This window comes from Streptomyces sp. NPDC030995 (assembly GCF_055571215.1).
The window spans coordinates 56,322-72,370 of the sequence record NZ_JBVIFS010000027.1 but is presented as its reverse complement, the minus strand read 5'-3'; the positions used below and the strand labels follow the sequence as shown (position 1 = coordinate 72,370).

Annotated in this window: 18 protein-coding genes; 7 read left to right on the top strand and 11 right to left on the bottom strand. The window is 71.5% G+C overall.

Annotation, left to right across the window (positions count from 1 at the left end):
- Positions 1-19 precede the first annotated feature (19 nt).
- The gene (locus ACZ45T_RS30230; protein ID WP_468446835.1) at positions 20-2,254 is read left to right on the top strand and encodes an acetate--CoA ligase family protein; all 2,235 of its coding nucleotides are present in this window, start codon (positions 20-22) and stop codon (positions 2,252-2,254) included.
- 190 nt (positions 2,255-2,444) lie between these two features.
- A complete protein-coding gene (locus tag ACZ45T_RS30225) occupies positions 2,445-3,248 on the top strand; it encodes an enoyl-CoA hydratase/isomerase family protein (RefSeq protein WP_468446833.1) in 804 nt (267 codons plus the stop codon).
- Positions 3,249-3,279: 31 nt separating this feature from the next.
- On the opposite strand, the gene ACZ45T_RS30220 is transcribed toward ACZ45T_RS30225, so the two are convergent.
- From ACZ45T_RS30220 to ACZ45T_RS30210, 3 genes are all read right to left on the bottom strand, one after another.
- A complete protein-coding gene (locus ACZ45T_RS30220) occupies positions 3,280-4,077 on the bottom strand; it encodes a VOC family protein (protein WP_468446831.1) in 798 nt (265 codons plus the stop codon).
- A 155-nt stretch (positions 4,078-4,232) separates the two neighbouring features.
- The gene (locus ACZ45T_RS30215; protein ID WP_468446829.1) at positions 4,233-4,442 is read right to left on the bottom strand and encodes a hypothetical protein; all 210 of its coding nucleotides are present in this window, start codon (positions 4,440-4,442) and stop codon (positions 4,233-4,235) included.
- Between the two features lie 50 nt (positions 4,443-4,492).
- A complete protein-coding gene (locus ACZ45T_RS30210; RefSeq protein WP_468446827.1) occupies positions 4,493-5,773 on the bottom strand; it encodes an RNA-guided endonuclease InsQ/TnpB family protein in 1,281 nt (426 codons plus the stop codon).
- Between the two features lie 23 nt (positions 5,774-5,796).
- On the opposite strand from ACZ45T_RS30210, the gene tnpA reads away from it, so the two are divergent.
- Positions 5,797-6,225 (top strand): IS200/IS605 family transposase, encoded by a 429-nt coding sequence (gene tnpA, locus ACZ45T_RS30205; RefSeq protein WP_468446825.1) that lies wholly within the window; start codon positions 5,797-5,799, stop codon positions 6,223-6,225.
- A gap of 96 nt (positions 6,226-6,321) precedes the next feature.
- Here the strand turns inward: tnpA and ACZ45T_RS30200 are convergent, their stop codons facing one another.
- Positions 6,322-6,612: a hypothetical protein gene (locus tag ACZ45T_RS30200; protein WP_468446823.1), complete on the bottom strand. Its 291-nt coding sequence runs from the start codon at positions 6,610-6,612 to the stop codon at positions 6,322-6,324.
- 87 nt (positions 6,613-6,699) lie between these two features.
- Positions 6,700-7,659 carry a hypothetical protein gene (locus ACZ45T_RS30195; RefSeq protein WP_468446821.1) on the bottom strand — a complete coding sequence of 320 codons (960 nt, stop codon included), beginning with the start codon at positions 7,657-7,659 and terminating at the stop codon, positions 6,700-6,702.
- A gap of 156 nt (positions 7,660-7,815) precedes the next feature.
- Between ACZ45T_RS30195 and ACZ45T_RS30190 the strand changes: the two genes are divergently transcribed.
- The gene (locus tag ACZ45T_RS30190; protein WP_468446894.1) at positions 7,816-8,439 is read left to right on the top strand and encodes a flavin reductase family protein; all 624 of its coding nucleotides are present in this window, start codon (positions 7,816-7,818) and stop codon (positions 8,437-8,439) included.
- Between the two features lie 89 nt (positions 8,440-8,528).
- Here the strand turns inward: ACZ45T_RS30190 and ACZ45T_RS30185 are convergent, their stop codons facing one another.
- The 3 genes from ACZ45T_RS30185 to ACZ45T_RS30175 are packed head-to-tail and all read right to left on the bottom strand — an operon-like array spanning position 8,529 to position 11,735.
- A complete protein-coding gene (locus ACZ45T_RS30185; RefSeq protein WP_468446819.1) occupies positions 8,529-9,596 on the bottom strand; it encodes a Zn-dependent alcohol dehydrogenase in 1,068 nt (355 codons plus the stop codon).
- Positions 9,593-10,792: an acyl-CoA dehydrogenase family protein gene (locus ACZ45T_RS30180; protein WP_468446817.1), complete on the bottom strand. Its 1,200-nt coding sequence runs from the start codon at positions 10,790-10,792 to the stop codon at positions 9,593-9,595. The genes ACZ45T_RS30185 and ACZ45T_RS30180 overlap by 4 nt, the downstream gene beginning before the upstream one ends.
- 31 nt (positions 10,793-10,823) lie before the next feature.
- Complete coding sequence (locus tag ACZ45T_RS30175) at positions 10,824-11,735, bottom strand: SDR family NAD(P)-dependent oxidoreductase (protein ID WP_468446815.1); 912 nt, start codon at positions 11,733-11,735, stop codon at positions 10,824-10,826.
- Between the two features lie 108 nt (positions 11,736-11,843).
- On the opposite strand from ACZ45T_RS30175, the gene ACZ45T_RS30170 reads away from it, so the two are divergent.
- Positions 11,844-12,770, top strand: coding sequence for a cyclase family protein (locus tag ACZ45T_RS30170; protein WP_468446813.1), 927 nt, complete (start codon positions 11,844-11,846; stop codon positions 12,768-12,770).
- Positions 12,771-12,780: 10 nt separating this feature from the next.
- On the opposite strand, the gene ACZ45T_RS30165 is transcribed toward ACZ45T_RS30170, so the two are convergent.
- The gene (locus ACZ45T_RS30165; protein WP_468446811.1) at positions 12,781-13,209 is read right to left on the bottom strand and encodes a nucleoside deaminase; all 429 of its coding nucleotides are present in this window, start codon (positions 13,207-13,209) and stop codon (positions 12,781-12,783) included.
- A complete protein-coding gene (locus ACZ45T_RS30160; RefSeq protein ID WP_468446809.1) occupies positions 13,206-14,069 on the bottom strand; it encodes an LLM class flavin-dependent oxidoreductase in 864 nt (287 codons plus the stop codon). Before ACZ45T_RS30160 ends, ACZ45T_RS30165 begins: the two co-directional genes overlap by 4 nt.
- Positions 14,070-14,163: 94 nt before the next feature.
- Between ACZ45T_RS30160 and ACZ45T_RS30155 the strand changes: the two genes are divergently transcribed.
- Positions 14,164-14,616, top strand: a complete 453-nt coding sequence (locus tag ACZ45T_RS30155) for an Lrp/AsnC family transcriptional regulator (protein WP_468446807.1) — start codon at positions 14,164-14,166, stop codon at positions 14,614-14,616.
- A gap of 3 nt (positions 14,617-14,619) precedes the next feature.
- Here the strand turns inward: ACZ45T_RS30155 and ACZ45T_RS30150 are convergent, their stop codons facing one another.
- Positions 14,620-15,054, bottom strand: coding sequence for a VOC family protein (locus ACZ45T_RS30150; RefSeq protein ID WP_468446805.1), 435 nt, complete (start codon positions 15,052-15,054; stop codon positions 14,620-14,622).
- 295 nt (positions 15,055-15,349) lie between these two features.
- On the opposite strand from ACZ45T_RS30150, the gene ACZ45T_RS30145 reads away from it, so the two are divergent.
- Positions 15,350-16,045 carry a hypothetical protein gene (locus tag ACZ45T_RS30145; protein ID WP_468446803.1) on the top strand — a complete coding sequence of 232 codons (696 nt, stop codon included), beginning with the start codon at positions 15,350-15,352 and terminating at the stop codon, positions 16,043-16,045.
- Positions 16,046-16,049 lie beyond the last annotated feature (4 nt).

Genomic DNA, 16,049 nt, shown 5'->3' with positions numbered 1-16,049 from the left:
AGCAGGAGCGGGCGGAACGATGCTTGGATCTACTCACGGCACCCTCACCACCGACTTCCGCGCACGTGTCGAGGCCTGCGGGGAGACACCCAGGACCGCCGTCCACTCATCGGCGGCACCCTCCGCCGACGACGCGGTCGCCATGGACGTCAGCGGACGGCCGCTGCACGCCGACGTGCCCGACCTGGACCGGTTCTTCCGGCCCGAGTCCGTGGCCGTCATCGGCGCCTCCGACGCCGAGGGCAGACCGAACACCGGCATCACCCGCCAGCTCATCGCCTGGGCCGAGCGGGTGGGCGCCCGGATCCACCCCGTGCACCCCACCCGCCCCACGGTCTTCGGGCTGGCCTGCCACGCTTCCGTGGCCGACCTGCCCGAACAGGTCGACCTCGCCGTCCTCCTCGTCGCCGACCCGCTGCCCGTCATCGAGGAACTGGCCGAGACCAAGGTGAAGTTCGCCGTGGCCTTCGCCTCCGGCTTCGCCGAGACCGGCGACGCGGGCGCCGCCGCCCAGGCCCGCCTCGGCGCCGCCGTCGAGCGCTCGGGCCTGCGCCTGCTGGGCCCGAACACCAACCTCAACGCCTTCGAGGAGTTCCGCGACGACCTCGACGGCCCGGCGATCGCGCTCATCACCCAGTCCGGCCACCAGGGCCGCCCGGTCTACACCCTCCAGGAGCTCGGCATCCGCCTCTCCCACTGGGCGCCGACCGGCAACGAGGCCGACCTGGAGACCTCCGACTTCATCTCCTACTTCGCCGAGCAGCCCGAGGTCGGGGCCATCGCCTGCTACGTGGAGGGCCTCAAGGACGGCCGGTCCTTCCTGCTCGCCGCCGACCGGGCCGCACGCAACGGGGTCCCGGTCGTCGCCGTCAAGGTCGGCCGCACGGAGACCGGCGCCCGCATGGCCGCCTCCCACACCGGGAAGCTGACCGGCGCCGACACCGTCGTGGACGCCGCCATGCGCCAGTTCGGCGTCATCCGCGTCGACGGGCTGGACGAGCTCCAGGACACCGCCGCCCTGCTCGCCCGGGCCCGCAAGCCGAAGGCCGACGGGGTCGTCGTCTACTCCATCTCCGGCGGCACCGGAGCCCACTTCTCCGACCTGGCCACGGAGGCTGGCCTGACCCTGCCCACCCTCCCGCAGGCCAGGCAGGACGAGCTCCACCAGTGGATCCCGGAGTACCTGAACGTGGCCAACCCCGTGGACAACGGCGGCCACCCCGTCGGCGACTGGCGCGGCCGGAAGATCATCGACGCGATCCTCGCCGACCCGTCCGTCGGCGTCCTCATCTGCCCGATCACCGGCCCCTTCCCCCCGATGAGCGACAAGCTCGCCCAGGACCTGGTGGACGCGGCCGAGGCCACGGACAAGCTGGTCTGCGTGATCTGGGGCTCCCCCGTCGGCACGGAGGACGCCTACCGCACGACGCTCCTCGGCTCCTCCCGCGTGGCCACCTTCCGTACCTTCGGCAACTGCATCACCGCCGTACGGGCCTACCTCGGCCACCACCGCTTCACCGCCGGATACCGCTCCCCCTTCGAGGACGCCCCGCGCACGCCCTCACCCTCGTACCGCAAGGCGCAGGCCCTCATGCGGCCGGGCCAGCAGCTCAGCGAGCACGCGGCGAAGCAGCTGCTGCGCGCGTACGGCATACGGGTCCCCCGCGAGCAGCTCGTCACCAGCGCGGCCGCGGCCGTGCGGGCAGCCGGGCTGGTCGGCTACCCGGTGGTCATGAAGGCCTCGGGCCCCCAGCTCGGGCACAAGACCGAGCTCGGCCTGGTCAAGATCGGGCTGACCTCCGCGAGCCAGATCCGCGACGCGTACCGGGAGCTCACCGACATAGCCCGCTACGAGAACGTCCCGCTCGACGGGATCCTGGTCTGCCAGATGGTGGAGCGGGGGGTCGAGATGGTCGTCGGCGTCACCCAGGACGACCTTTTCGGCCCGACGGTGACGGTGGGCCTCGGCGGTGTCCTCGTGGAGGTCCTGAACGACGCGGCGGTCCGCGTCCCGCCCTTCGGCGAGGACCAGGCCCGCGCGATGCTCGGCGAACTGCGCGGGCACGCACTGCTGGAGGGCGTACGGGGGGCGCCGCCGGCCGATGTGGACGCCCTGGTGGAGGTCATCCTGCGGATCCAGCGGATGGCGCTGGAACTGGGCGACGAACTCTCCGAGCTGGACATCAACCCCCTGATGATCCTCCCCCGCGGCCAGGGGGCGGTGGCCCTGGACGCCCTGGCCATCTGCCGCTGACGCTGCGCTGGCGAAGCCGGACCCCCCACCCGGCCCGCGCCACCGTTGTCGGGGGCTCCGCCCCCGAACCCCCGCGCCTCAAACGCCGGCGGGGCTGCATTTCAGCCCCGCCGGCGTTTGAGGCGCGGGTCCGGGCAGAGCCCGGGACACGGTCCGCACCCGCCCACGAACCCTGAAGGGAAGCTCACCCATGACCCGCACCCCCTCGGACGAGATCCTGCACCGCGTCGACGGCAACGTCTCGTGGATCACCCTCAACCGCCCGGAGGCCATGAACGCCGTCACCTGGGACCAACGCGAACGCGTCATCGCGCTGCTCGCGGACGCCTCCGCCGACCCCGCCGTCCGCGCCGTCGTCATCACCGCCACCGGCAAGGGCTTCTGCGCGGGCGCGGACCTCCGCGGCGCCCCGGCCACCACCGGGGACCGCGTCGCCGGCGACGTGGCCCGCATGATCCGGCTCGGCGCGCAGCGCCTGATCACCGCGGTCCTCGACTGCGAGAAGCCGGTGCTCGCCGCCGTCAACGGCACGGCCGCCGGCATCGGCGCCCACCTCGCCCTCGCCTGCGACCTCGTCCTCGCCGCCGAACCGGCCCGTTTCATCGAGGTGTTCGTCCGCCGCGGCCTGGTCCCCGACGGCGGTGGCGCGTACCTGCTCCCCCGGCTCGTCGGCCCGCAGAAGGCCAAGGAGCTGATGTTCTTCGGCGACGCCGTCCCGGCGGCCGAGGCCGAGCGCCTCGGCCTGGTCAACAAGGTGGTCCCGGCGCAGGAGCTGGAGGCGACCGCCCGGGCGTGGGCCGAGCGTCTCGCCCAGGGCCCCACCCGGGCCATCGTCATGACGAAGCAGCTGGTCAACGCCTCGCTGGACGGTGACCGGGCGGCCGCACTGGCCGCCGAGGCCACCGCTCAGGAGATCAACATGACCACGGCCGACGCGAACGAGGGCGTGGCGAGCTTCGTGGAGCGCCGCACGCCCAAGTACCTCGGCCGCTGAGCCCGCCCGCCCACCCGCCCGCCTACACGGGCTACTTCTGCTGCGGGTTCGGCTTCAGCAGCGCGAACACCGCCCCCGCCGGGTCGGCGGCCCACGCGATCCGGCCGACGTCCGGCACGTCCGCCGCGGGCATGAGCACCGCACCGCCGTTGCCCTCGATCGTGGAGGCGGTGGCGTCCACGTCGGCCACGTGGAAGTACGGCACCCAGCGCGGCACCATCGCCGAGCCGCCGCCCGCGCCCTCACCCTGGGGTGCGACCCCGCCGAAGGACGTCTCCTGCTTGTCGCCGTCGGCGAGGCTCAGCACCCGGTACGTCATCCCGGGCGCCTCCATCTCCTCGTGCCGCCACCCGAACAGCCCGGAGTAGAAGGCGAGGGCCGCGACGGGGTCCGGCACGTGCAGTTCCACCCACACCAGCGTGTTCTCGGCGGAGGCCACCCCGAATCCGGGTGTCTTGCCGGGCTGCCACAGCGCGAACTCGGCGCCCTGCGGGTCGGTGGCCTGTGCCAGCCAGCCCTCGCCCATGACGTCCATGGGCTCCAGACGGACCCGGCCGCCGCCCGCCTTCACCGCGTCGGTGGTCTTCTGCACGTCCGGGGTGCTGAAGTGCACCATCCACGCCGACCGGGCGCCCTCCTCGGTGAGCGGGCCGAGCCCGGCGACGGTCTTCCCGTCCTTCTGGAGGAGGCCGTACCCGCCCGCGTCGGGCCCGGCGGACTCGTGGTTCCAGCCGAAGACGGCGCCGTAGAAGGCGGCGGCCGCCGCGGTGTCGGGGGTGCCGAGGTCGAGCCAGTTGGGTGATCCGGTACGGAAGTCGGTGCCGAGCATGGGGTCCTCCCGGGGGTGCGGCGGAGCGGCGGCGGTGCGCGGCCGCTGCCACGATGCCGAGCCTCCACCCCCGCCCGGGCGTACGGACCCCCGCGGGCGCCTCGTTTCACCCGTACGGGGGGCCGTACGGGGGTAACGGGGGGCGCGTTGCCGCCTCAGGTTCGGGCGCGCTCCAGGGCCGGCCGGAACTGGTCGTAGAAGCTCACCTTGAGCCGCAGCGACCGCTCCTCCGCGTCCTTGAAGCAGTCGACCGCCCCCTCGCCCCCGTCGTCGAGGAACTCCCGCAACCGCAGGGCCAGGCGGTCCGAGTGGGTGACGGACAGCAGGGAGACGCTCTCCAGCGGGCGGTCCTTGGCGTCGTGCACGTGGTGGGGATATTGAAGTGCTCTCCCGGCTGAAGCCGGGAGATTCCTGCTTACCTTGCGGCAGCGGGCTTGACGCGCTTGGCACGCCTGACGACTGCCCTCCCGGCAGCCGGGATGAGCGCGTGGCCCATCCGGTACAGATACAAGACGTTCCGGGCTGCGTTCCAGTCGGCGTTGCCTGACCAGCCGCAGTCCGGGTTCTTGCAAACGAACACGGCCTGGGACTCCCGGCTCCCGGGCGTGATGAACCCGCACGCGGAGCATCGCCGGGAAGTGTTGGGGGCCGGGACCTTGTGCAGGGTGCCGCCGTGTTGGGCGGTCTTGTACGTCAGCATGGTGACCGTCCGGCCCCACGCCTCCCCGCTGATGGAGCGGTTCAGCCCGGATTTCTGGGCGACGTTCTTCCCCGGCTCTTCGATGGTTCCCCTGGCCGACTTGACCATGTTCGTGATGGTGAGTGCTTCGACCACGACCGTGCCGTATGTGCGGGCGATGGCGGTGGTCGTCTGATGTTGCCAGTCCAGGGCTCTGCGCTTGGCTTTTGCACGGAGTCCTGCGATCTGGTCGTAGGTGTGGTGCAGTCGGCGGCTGGCGCGCTCGCCGGGCTTGCGGTACTGCTTACGCTGCGCGGCGCGCTGCTCCAGGCGTAGGAGCTTCGCCTTCTCCTTGCCGGTCAGCCACTCGCCGTGCTCGTACATCTCACCGTCTGAGAGAGCGATGGGCACGGTGACACCCACGTCGATGCCGACCTCCGGCCCTTGGTGGGGCTCGGGCTTGACCTCCAAGGCCTGGACACGGAAGGCGATGTGCCAGCCGAGCGCGTCCTTGATCAGCCGCGCCCCGGTGATCCGGTTCTCCGCGTTGGCATGCTTGCCCACGGGCAGGTCCTTGGTCCACCGGAATCGGACCCGGCCCACCTTGGGAATGTTGGCCATGCCCCAGCGGCGGTGCACGCGGGTGATGTTCAGGTCCCGGCCCTGCGGGACGTCCACGGACATCACCGTGCGGAACCGGCCCTTGAAATTCGGGGCGTCGGCGCGGCCGTCCCAGCAGTTCTTCCACGCCTGGAAGTACGTCTTCAACACCGCTTGCGCGGCCTGCGCGGGAAGGACAGCAAGAAAGTCGATGTCCTCGCGGGCCTGGCGTATGGCGGCATCCGCGTTCGCAAGAGTCCGTTTTTCCTTCGGCATCATCCGCCACCAGGCGTGCAGCAGGTTCCACATGGTGCGGGCCGCGTGCGCCTGGCCATCAGTCTTCAACACCTCGGCGCGCGATAGCGAAAGACGGGCACGGTGCCCGAACTGCCGCTTGACCAGCGTGTCTTGACTCACGATCGAGAGCCTAGCATTGGTTTATGTCACCTCGCTGGAACCCTAACCCCGACGTACGCACCGGACGTCACGTCGTCTACAACCTGCACGTCCACTTGGTTTTTGTCACGAAGTACCGGCGGAAGGCGTTCACCGACGTCATGCTGACCCGCACCGAAGAGATCATGCGGGAGGTCTGCGCCGACTTCGAAGCCGAGCTGAAACAGTTCAACGGCGAACAGGACCACGTGCACCTGCTCGTGCACTACCCGCCGAAGGTGCAGCTTTCCAAGCTGGTCAACTCCCTCAAGGGCGTCAGCTCCCGCAGGCTGCGCCAGGAGTACGACAGCCACGTCCGCCGGTACCTGTGGGGCGGACACTTCTGGTCCGGCTCCTACTTCGCCGGCTCATGTGGCGGCGCACCCCTGACCGCCGTCAAGCAGTACATCGAAAACCAGCAGCGTCCCGCCTGACCGTCACCCTGGAGGCGCAGAGCACTCCGGCGCTCCGCGCCTCCGGGCCAAGGATGGCCTTCACCCCCGCCCTGAAGGACGGAGCACTGGCCAAGATCAGAGGTAGAAGCGCGAGCGGTTCTCGCCCTCGTGCGTGAGCAGGGGCGCCATGCGCTCCCACAGCCGCCCGTACTCGACGGAGACCAGGACCTCACCCCAGAACCGCAGGATCGTCAGCAGCCGCAGGCCGGCCCGCTCGTCCACGCCCGCGTCGGCGATCAGGGCGAAGGTGTCGTCGATGGCCTGCTTCGTCGCCGCCGTGGGCCGCGACGAGACGAGCGCCGTCCGGGAGACGCCGAGCCGACGCATGTTGCCCGTCATGTCCCGGTAGCGAAAACCGTTGCCCATGCACGCTCCAGCCCCGACGTCGCTGTCGTTGGCCAAGACCTTACACACGTGCGGCCATCGTCATGACGTGACGTCATGTCTCGTCCGTCACAGGCCAGTTCGGCGCAGGATCCGGAGGTCCCCGTCGTCCGGATCGCCGATGATCTGGAACAGTTGCGGGTGGTCCACGGTCCCGGCCACCTCCCAGCGCCGGATCCAGCCTTCGCAGCCGCTGACGGTCACCTCCACCCCGGGCCGCAAGTGCCTCGTGCTCTCGGCGGGCATCTCCCGCCAGGTGCCGGTGCCGGTGCAGTACGTCACCGCGCCGCGCCGCCCCGGCGCGTCCGGGTCCAGTGCCACGTCCTCGACCACCGCCTCGCCGCCCTCCTGGAGCCGGACCACGCCGCCGTCGCTGGTGCGCCACTCGCCGACGTACTGGGCACGCTCCAGCTGGGGCGCCTTGTAACTGGTCACCCCGCTCAGGTTGAGCAGGAAGCCGCCGGCCAGGACGGCCACGGCGAGCAGGCAGGAGCCGATGCCCGCCACCCCCACGACTCTCTTGCACGACCCGCCCTTGCGGATCGTGCGCCACGCGACCAGCAGGGGGACGGCCCCGCTGCCCGCGAGGAAGGCCCAGGTGGCCGCGTACGGGACGCCCGGCGACGCGAGGGCCAGCGCGCCGAGCGCCGTGGAGGCCAGGAGCCAGGCCACCGCGACCAGCCCCCGGCCGGTCTTGCGGGCCAGCGCGAGGGCCGGCCGGATGAAGACAAGGGTGTGGACGAAGGCGTAGGCCAGCAGCAGAAGGGGAGTCATCACGAGCAGGATCGGGACGATGATGAAGGTCCCGATGCCGTAGCTGGTCAGGCCGTAGTCGTCCCCCGAGCCCAGCGAGACGATGCCGAGGCACAGCCCGATCAGCATCTCCCCGGCGACCATCACCTCCGCCCCCGGCGCCGAGGCCCACCAGCCCGGCTTCTGCGGCGCCGGCTTCTGCCACATCGGGCCCTGTCCCATCGGGCCCTGCGCCATCGGCCCCTGCGCGCTCGGCCACTGCGCCACCTGCGTCATTCCACCCACCCGCCCCTTGCTTGAACGCGTTCAAGTCCCTCAGGCGTGGACCCTACACCCCTCCTTGAACATGTTCAATCAGTGCGCCCGCCTGCACGGCTCTTCCTATCTGACGAACCGTCAGCTTCAATCGTCGGTGTGATGGGACATGCAGGGATGGCGGCCACCGTCGTCCGATACCTCAGGTCAGTCGGCTCCCCCACCTCCGCGTCAGCGGAGCGGGAACCGGAGCCCGTCGACGCTCTGCCGCGCCCCGACCTGCGGGCCGTCGGCGAGGACGAGCGCGCGCCGGTCGGTCCCGCCGAGTTCCGGGCCGTACTCGGGAACTTCGCCAGCGGGGTCACCGTCATCACCGCGCCGCCCGGCGCGGGCGAGGAGGGGGACGGACCCGCCGGCTTCGCCTGCCAGTCCTTCGCCTCGCTGTCCCTCGACCCGCCCCTGATCACCTTCATGGTGGCCCGTACGTCGACCACCTGGCCGCGGATCGCCCGCGCCGGGGTGTTCTGCGTCAACGTCCTCGGGGCCGAACAGGGCGAGCTGTGCCGCTCCTTCGCCGTCAGCGGCGCGGACAAGTTCGCCGGGGTGACCCACTCCCCCGCCCCCGTCACCGGATCACCGCGGCTCGACGCCGTGCCCGCCTGGATCGACTGCCGGATCCACGCCGTACACACCGGCGGCGACCACCTCATCGTCGTGGGCCGGGTGGTGGCCATGGGCGCGGCCGGCGAGGGCGAGCCGCTCCTCTTCCACAAGGGGAAGTTCGGCCGCTTCAGCGCGTGAGCCGGCGCGCGGCGGGCGGCGCCCCACCGCGCGCGTGCGCGCGGCCGGGCCCGCCCGCGCGGCCGACGAGGTCGGACGGTTCAGAAGGTTCAGAAGGTCAGGACCCCGCGCGCCACCCGTCCGTGGTGGGCGTCGTCGACGGCCTTCGCGAAGTCCTCGACCGGGTAGACCTCCGTCACCAGCTCGTCCAGCAGCAGCCCGCCCTGCCGGTAGAGCTCGGCGTACAGCGCGATGTCACGCTGCGGGCGCGAGGACCCGTACCGGCAGCCCATGATCGTCTTGTCCAGGTACATGGACGAAACGAGGAAGGACGCCTCCTCCGTGAAGCCGGGCACGCCGAGCAGGATCGCCTGACCGTGCCGGTCGAGGAGGTCGACGGCCTGCCGGATCAGCTTGACGTTGCCCACGCACTCGAAGGCGTGGTCGGCGCCGGTCGGCAGGATCTCGCGGACCGCCGCCGAGGAGTCGGCCACCGCGGACGCGTCGATGAAGTGCGTGGCCCCGAACTGCCGGGCCACCGCCTCCTTCGCCGGATTCGCGTCGACCGCCACGATCGTCGTGGCCCCCGCGATCCGGGCCCCCTGGAGCACGTTCAGGCCGATGCCGCCGGTGCCGATGACGACCACCGACTCGCCGCGGTCGACGCGCGCCCGGTTCAGTACCGCCCCCACGCCCGTCAGGACCCCGCAGCCGATGAGCGCGGCCGAGGTCAGCGGGATGTCGGCGGGGATCTTCACGGCCTGTACGGCCTTGACGATCGTACGCTCCGCGAAGGCGGAGTTGGAGGCGAACTGGAACAGCGGCTTCCCGCCCCGCGAGAACGGCTGCCCGGGCATCCCGATCGCCTTGCGGCACATCGTGGGCCGGCCCCGGTCGCAGTCCGCGCACGCCCCGCAGTTGGCGAGGGTGGAGAGCGCCACGTGATCGCCCGGCGTCACATGGGTCACCCCCGGGCCCACCGCCTCCACGACGCCCGCGCCCTCGTGCCCCAGCACCACCGGCGGCGGGAACGGGATCGTCCCGTCGATCACCGACAGGTCGCTGTGGCACAGTCCGGCCGCCCCGATCGCGACCAGCACCTCCCCCGGGCCCGGGTCCCGTATCTCCAGGTCGTCGACCACCTGGGCCTGCTTGCCGTCGAATACGACGCCTCTCACCTGGACTCCTTAGGCAGGCCGAGCACGCGCTCGGCGATGATGTTGCGCTGGATCTCGTCCGAGCCGCCGTAGATGGTGTCGGCACGGGTGAACAGGAACAGGCGCTGCTCCTCGTCGAGTCCGAGTTCGTACGGCAGCCCGGACGCCCAGGCCGCCGGGCCGGCGCTCGCCGCCGCCCCGCGGACCTCCACCGCCAGCTCCCCGAGCCGGCGGTGCCACCCGCCCCACAGCAGCTTGGCCACGCTGGGGGCGCCCGCGTCGTCCGTGGAGCCGAGGGTGCGCAGGGCGTTCCACCGCATGGTGCGCAGCTCGGCCCACTGGCGTACGAGGCGGTCGCGTACGACCGGGTCCCCCGCGCCGGAGGCGGCGTAGGCGGCCAGTACGCGCTCCAGTTCGGCGGCGAATCCGATCTGCTGCACCAGCGTGGAGACCCCGCGTTCCAGGGCGAGCAGCCCCATGGCCACGCTCCAGCCGTCGCCCTGCGCGCCGACGACCTCCGCCGCCACCGCGCCGTCGAAGAACACCTCGTTGAACTCCGAGGTCCCCGACATCTGCCGGATCGGACGCACCTCGACGCGGCCCGGCTGGTCCATCCGTACGAGCAGGAACGACAGTCCCCGGTGGCGCCGGGATCCGGCCTCGGTGCGGGCGAGGACGAAGCACCAGTCGGCGTCCTGGGCCAGCGAGGTCCAGATCTTCTGCCCGGTGACCCGGAAGAGCCCGTCGGCCGCGTCCCGTACGGCCGCGGTACGGATGCCCGCGAGGTCGGAGCCGGCGCCCGGCTCGCTGTAGCCCTGGCACCACAGCTCCTCGCCGCGCGCGATGCCCGGCAGGAAGCGGCCTTGCTGCTCCTGGCTGCCGTACGCGATCAGCGTGGGCGCGAGGAGGTTCTCCCCGATGTGGCCGACCCGGCCGGGCGCGCGCAGCGCCGCGTACTCCTCGGCCCACACCACCTGCCCGGTGAGGGAGAGCCGCTGCTGCCCGTACGCCCCGGCGGGCGTCTCCCAGCCCTGCCCGATCCAGCCGCCGCGGCCCAGCTCGCGCTCCCACGCCCGCCGGGCCTCGACCCCCTCGTGCTCGCTGCCCGGCCCGCCGAGGCCGATGACCTGCGCGTACGGGCCCACGAGGTGCTCCGTGAGCCATGCCCGGGCGCGCCCGCGCAGCTCCTCATCCTCGGCCCCGAAGCTGAAGTCCACGCTGTCCCCCTCCTGTCCGGCCGATCAGGACCTACGCGTTGGGGCGGTCCTTGGCGGCCGCCGCCTTGGCCATGGCCTCCAGCTGCGCGAGCATCGGCATCGGGTCCTTGCCGACCGTCCCGGGCAGGAAGTCGGCGATCTTCTCCGGTGTCCAGGAGCCCTCGGCGTATCCGGCGCGCAGCTCGCGCGGCTGCGCCCAGACGGCGATCTTCGGGCCGGCGATCGTGTAGACCTGCCCGGTGATGTCCTCGGCCCTGGCCCGGTCGCTGAGCAGGTAGGTGACCAGCGCCGCCACGTCCTCGGGCTCGCCGATCTCCTTGAGCTCCATGGGTACGTTGGCCGACATGCGGGTCCGGGCGACGGGTGCGACGGCGTTGGCCGTAACCCCGTACTTGGCCAGGCCGAGCGCGGCGGACCGTACGAGCGAGATGATCCCGCCCTTGGCGGCGCTGTAGTTGGCCTGGGCGACCGAGCCCTGGTGATTGCCGCTGGTGAAGCCGATGAGCGTGCCGCTGCCCTGCCTGCGCATGACGGCGGACGCGGCGCGGAAGACGGTGAACGTGCCCTTGAGGTGGGTGGCGACCACCGGGTCCCACTCCTCCTCGGACATGTTGAACAGCATCCGCTCGCGCAGGATCCCCGCCACGCAGACCACGCCGTCGATGCGCCCGTACTGGGCGAGCGCGGTGTCGACGATGCGTTGTCCGCCCGCCATGGTGGAGATGTCGTCCGCCACGGCGACGGCCTGCCCGCCTGCGGCGACGATCTCCTTCACCACGGATTCGGCGATCTCGCTGGTGGGCTCGCCGCCCTCGATCCCGACGCCGTAGTCGTTGACGACGACCTTGGCACCCTCGGCGGCCGCGGCGAGTGCCACGGCCCGCCCGATGCCCCGGCCGGCGCCGGTGACGGCGACGACCTTCCCTGCCAAGAAGTTCCCCACGTCCGGCCCCTTCCCGCGTTTTCTGACGGTCCGTTAGATTCTATGGGGAGTCAGATGTACCTGCACAAGCCCTCGTTGCCGTTTCCACGCAAGGAGCTGTTGAGGCCCATGTCACTGCCCGCCGAGTTCCACGCCATCGCCAAGCGCGTCAACAACTGGGGACGCTGGGGCGCCGCCGACGAGATCGGCACCCTGAACCTGATCACCGACGAGGTCGTCCGGGCCGCCGCGGCGGAGATCCGCAGCGGCCGCCGCATCCCGCTGGCGCTCCCCCTCAAGGAGGACGGCGTCCAGGTCGGCATGATCCCCGGCCGGATCAACCCGCTGCACACGATGGTGCAGATCAACCAGGAGCTCTTCGGCCCGGGCACGGTGGCGTGCAGCGACGACGCCGTGAGCATGGGCCTCCAGGCGGGCACCCACTGGGACGCCCTCACGCACGTCTCGCACTCGGGGCGGATCTACAACGGCCGCCCGGCGGACACGATCACCGCGCACGGCCGCGCCGAGTTCAGCGGCATCGACAAGGCCGGACACATCGTCTCGCGCGGCGTGCTCCTCGACGTCGCCCGCGCGAAGGGCTTGGACCGGCTCCCCGGAGACCACGCGGTGACCCCGGAAGACCTGTCCGAAGCCGAGGAGTTCGGCGGGGTCACGGTCCGCCCGGGCGACATCGTCCTGGTCCGCACCGGCCAGATACAGGTCTACCTGGCGGGCGACAAGCACGGCTACGGCTTCCCGTCCCCGGGCCTGTCCGTCCGTACGCCGGAGTGGTTCCACGCGCGCGACGTGGCGGCGGTCGCGAACGACACCCTGACCTTCGAGATCTTCCCGCCGGAGATCGATAACCTCTGGCTCCCGGTCCACGCCCTCGACCTCGTCGAGATGGGCATGCACCAGGGCCAGAACTGGAACCTCGAAAAGTTGTCCACAGCCTGTGCAGAAGAGAGCCGGTACGCCTTCCTCCTCTCGGCGATGCCGGAGCCGTTCGTCGGCGCGGTGGGCACCCCGGTCGCCCCGGTGGCCGTCCTCTGAGCCGGGACGGTCAGCGGTAGTACCCCTCGACGACGGCCCGCACCTCGTCGAACAGCGCGGGGCCGTCCTGCGGCACGGGGGGACGGCCGCTGCCCGGCCTGATGTCCAGGAGCTGTTCGTTGGACAGGGCGAACACCACCCGCCGCAGCCCCGCCTGCCGGATGACCACCGCGCACATCTCGCACGGCTGGCAGCTGGTGTACAGCGTGGTTCCCGCCGCCGTGGCCGCGTCCAGCTCCCTCGCGGCCCACCTCGCCAGCTTCAGTTCCGGGTGCGCGGTGATGTCGTTGTCGGTGCGCGTCGTGTTGTGCTCCTCCGCCAGAACCGTCCCGTCCGGTCCCGACAACAGCGAGCCGAAGGGCGGGTTGCCGCCCGCGCGTGCCACGGCGGCGAGCGCGATGGCCCGCCGGAGGAGGGCGTGGTCGTCGGGTGTGGTCATGACTGCTCCGTTCTGGTGCGGGGTGGGTAGAACTGCTCGGCCACCGCGGCGAGTGCCCGCAGGCCCGCCTGCGGGTGGCACGTCTCGCGCGGGTCGCCGTTGTAGGGGTCGAGGACGACGGCCTCGGCGCCCAGTAGCCGCAGTTGGCCGAGATCGTCCATGACCTGGTCGATCGTTCCCTCACCGGCGAGCCGCCCCGGTCCGCCGACCGGCGCCGAGGTGAGCCGCAGGGCGATCCGGGGGGCCAGGGCGGGCACGGGGAGGTGTTGTTCGTCCGCGTACGCCTTCAGCCTGTCCGCGGCTTCGCGCAGCCACGGCATGGTGCAGCGCAGCGGATGCCACGCGTCCCCGAGCCGCACGGCCCGGCGCATCCCCGCGTCGCTGTTCCCGCCGGCCCACACCGGGATCCTCCGGTTCCCGTAGGAGGCGGTGTCCGCCCAGGCCGCCCGGATGTCCCGCAGGTGGTCGTCGGTCAGTCGTCCACGCCGTTCGAAGGGGATCCCGAGGGCGGCGAACTCCTGCCGCGCCCAGCCCACTCCCACGCCGAGGACCAGCCGGCCGCCGCTCAGTTCGTCCAGGTTGGCCGCCATCCGGGCGGTGAGCAGCGGGTGCCGGTAGGGAGCGATGAGGACCGTTGTGCCGAGCCGGACCCGGGTGGTGAGTCCGGCAAGCCAGGACAAGGTGGTGAAGGGCTCGTAGAAGGGGGCCGGATAGCGCTCGGCGACGTCGGGCGTGATGGCGACGTGGTCCGAGAGCATCAGCAGGTCGAAGCCCAGGCCCTCCACCGTCTGGGCCCAGCTCCGCAAGACTCCCGGGTCGGTGCCGGGGCCGAAATTGAGGACGTTCACTCCGATCTCCACACGCCCAACCCTAGGCAGGACGCACGGGCCGACAGAAGGGATTCCCGCCTGTTCAGGGCCGGTTCGGCCGTGGATTCGCCGGTAGTCTGAACGGATGACCGAGAGGCTTGACGCGACGGACTGGGCGATCCTGACGGAAGTCCAGCGGGAGGGCCGCATCGCGTTCACCGAGCTGGCACGGCGGGTGAACCTGAGCGCGTCGGCGACGAAGGAGCGGGTGCGGCGGCTGGAGGCGGCCGAGGTGATTACGGGGTACCGGGCGGAGGTGGACCTGGAGCGAACCGGGCACCCGGTACTGGCGGTGGTCCGGCTGAAGTACCCGGGGACCCGGCACGAGCCGCTGCACCGACTGCTCGGGGAGCGTCCGGAGATCCTGGAGTGCCTGCGCACCACTGGGGACGACTGCTACGTCCTGAAGGTGGCGGCCACGTCGACGGCCCACCTGGAGGAGATCGTCGACGCGCTGGCCCGGTTCGGCAGTACGACCACCAACCTGGTCCTCAGCCGGACGCTGCCGTTCCGCGGCCCGCAGGCGCCCGGGGCCTGACGTTCAGGCGTCCGCCGCTCCCGTACCGCCCAGGATCTCCACGTAGTGCGCGTTGTACATGACGCCCAGCACGTTGCCGAAGGGGTCGACCACCGAGGCGGTGACGAACCCAGGCCCGCGCTCCACGGGGCCCTCGTACTCCTTCGCCCCCATCGACAGCAGCTTCTCGAAGACCGCCTGTACGTCGTCCACGTGCCAGTACACGACCGCGCCGCCCGCCCCGACCGGCCCGCCCGGGGCTTCCGGTCCGGCCGCCGGGCCGCCGGGCGCGTAGCGGCTGTCGATCAGGCCCAGTTCGTGCTGGTAGTCGCCCAACCGGAACTCGGCGTAGCCCGGGCGTTCGAAGTACGGCTCGATGCTCAGCAGTTCGGAGTACCAGCGCTTCGCCGCATCCAGGTCGGCAGCCCAAAAACTGACGGTGGTGAGTCCTCGCAACATGCCTGTCCGCTCCTTCGCCGCCACGGATTTCGAGTCCTGGCCGCACACCCTCACGACCAAGCCCGACTGTAGGCGCCAACTAGGCCAGATCCCGGCCTAGTTGACCGAGGGGAGTACGCAGTAACTCCGGGGGCCGACCGGCACGCGCGCGCCCCGCACCTGGAACCATGAGGTGTCCATGACGCGTCACCGTCCGCGCAACCCCGCTCGCGCAACGCCGCTCGCGCAACGCCGCTCGCGCAAGCCCGTCCACCGCGTCACCCACAGTCCCCAACCACCGCCCCCAGGAGGAGCGATGGCAAACCCGTACCAGGTCACGCCGCCCCAGGCCCCCAGGCGCCGTTCGGGCGGCGGCATCGTCGCCTTCGTGGTCCTCGCCCTGATCATCGGCGGGATCTACGGCGCCTCCAGGCTGCTCGGCAAGGACGACGACAAGCCCTCCGCGTCCGCCACCGCGTCGGCTTCCCCCTCCGCCAAGCCCTCCGACCCCGGAAACCCGGAGTCCTCCTCCGACACCTCCAGCTCGTGGAAGGTCGGCGACTGCGGCGGCCCCGACCCGGACAACAAGCCCGACGGGTACCGCCCGCAGAAGTGCACCGCCTCCGGCGCCACCTTCAAGGCCATCGACATCAAGGACGCCAGCATCTTCCCCGGGTCGATCCAGTGCCCGTCCGGCACCGACCTGGTGATCCAGGTGAGCATCTCCTACGGCAGCAGCAAAAAGGGCGGCATCCCCACCAACACGGTCTGCGGCCGGAACCTCTCCAACGACCACCCCGGCGACCCGGGCGCCGGCGGCGGACAGCTGGTGAAGGGCGACTGCGTCACCGACCAGGCCCAGGAGGTCGCCTGCGCCACGGGCGGCTCGGGCACATACAAGGTGCTCGGCCTCGTCAAGCAGAAGAGCGAGTGCCCGTCGGGAACCACGGAGCCCATGCAGCTGACCATGGCGGTCGGCCGCCCGTACGACGTGATCTGCACGGACGGCTAGCCCT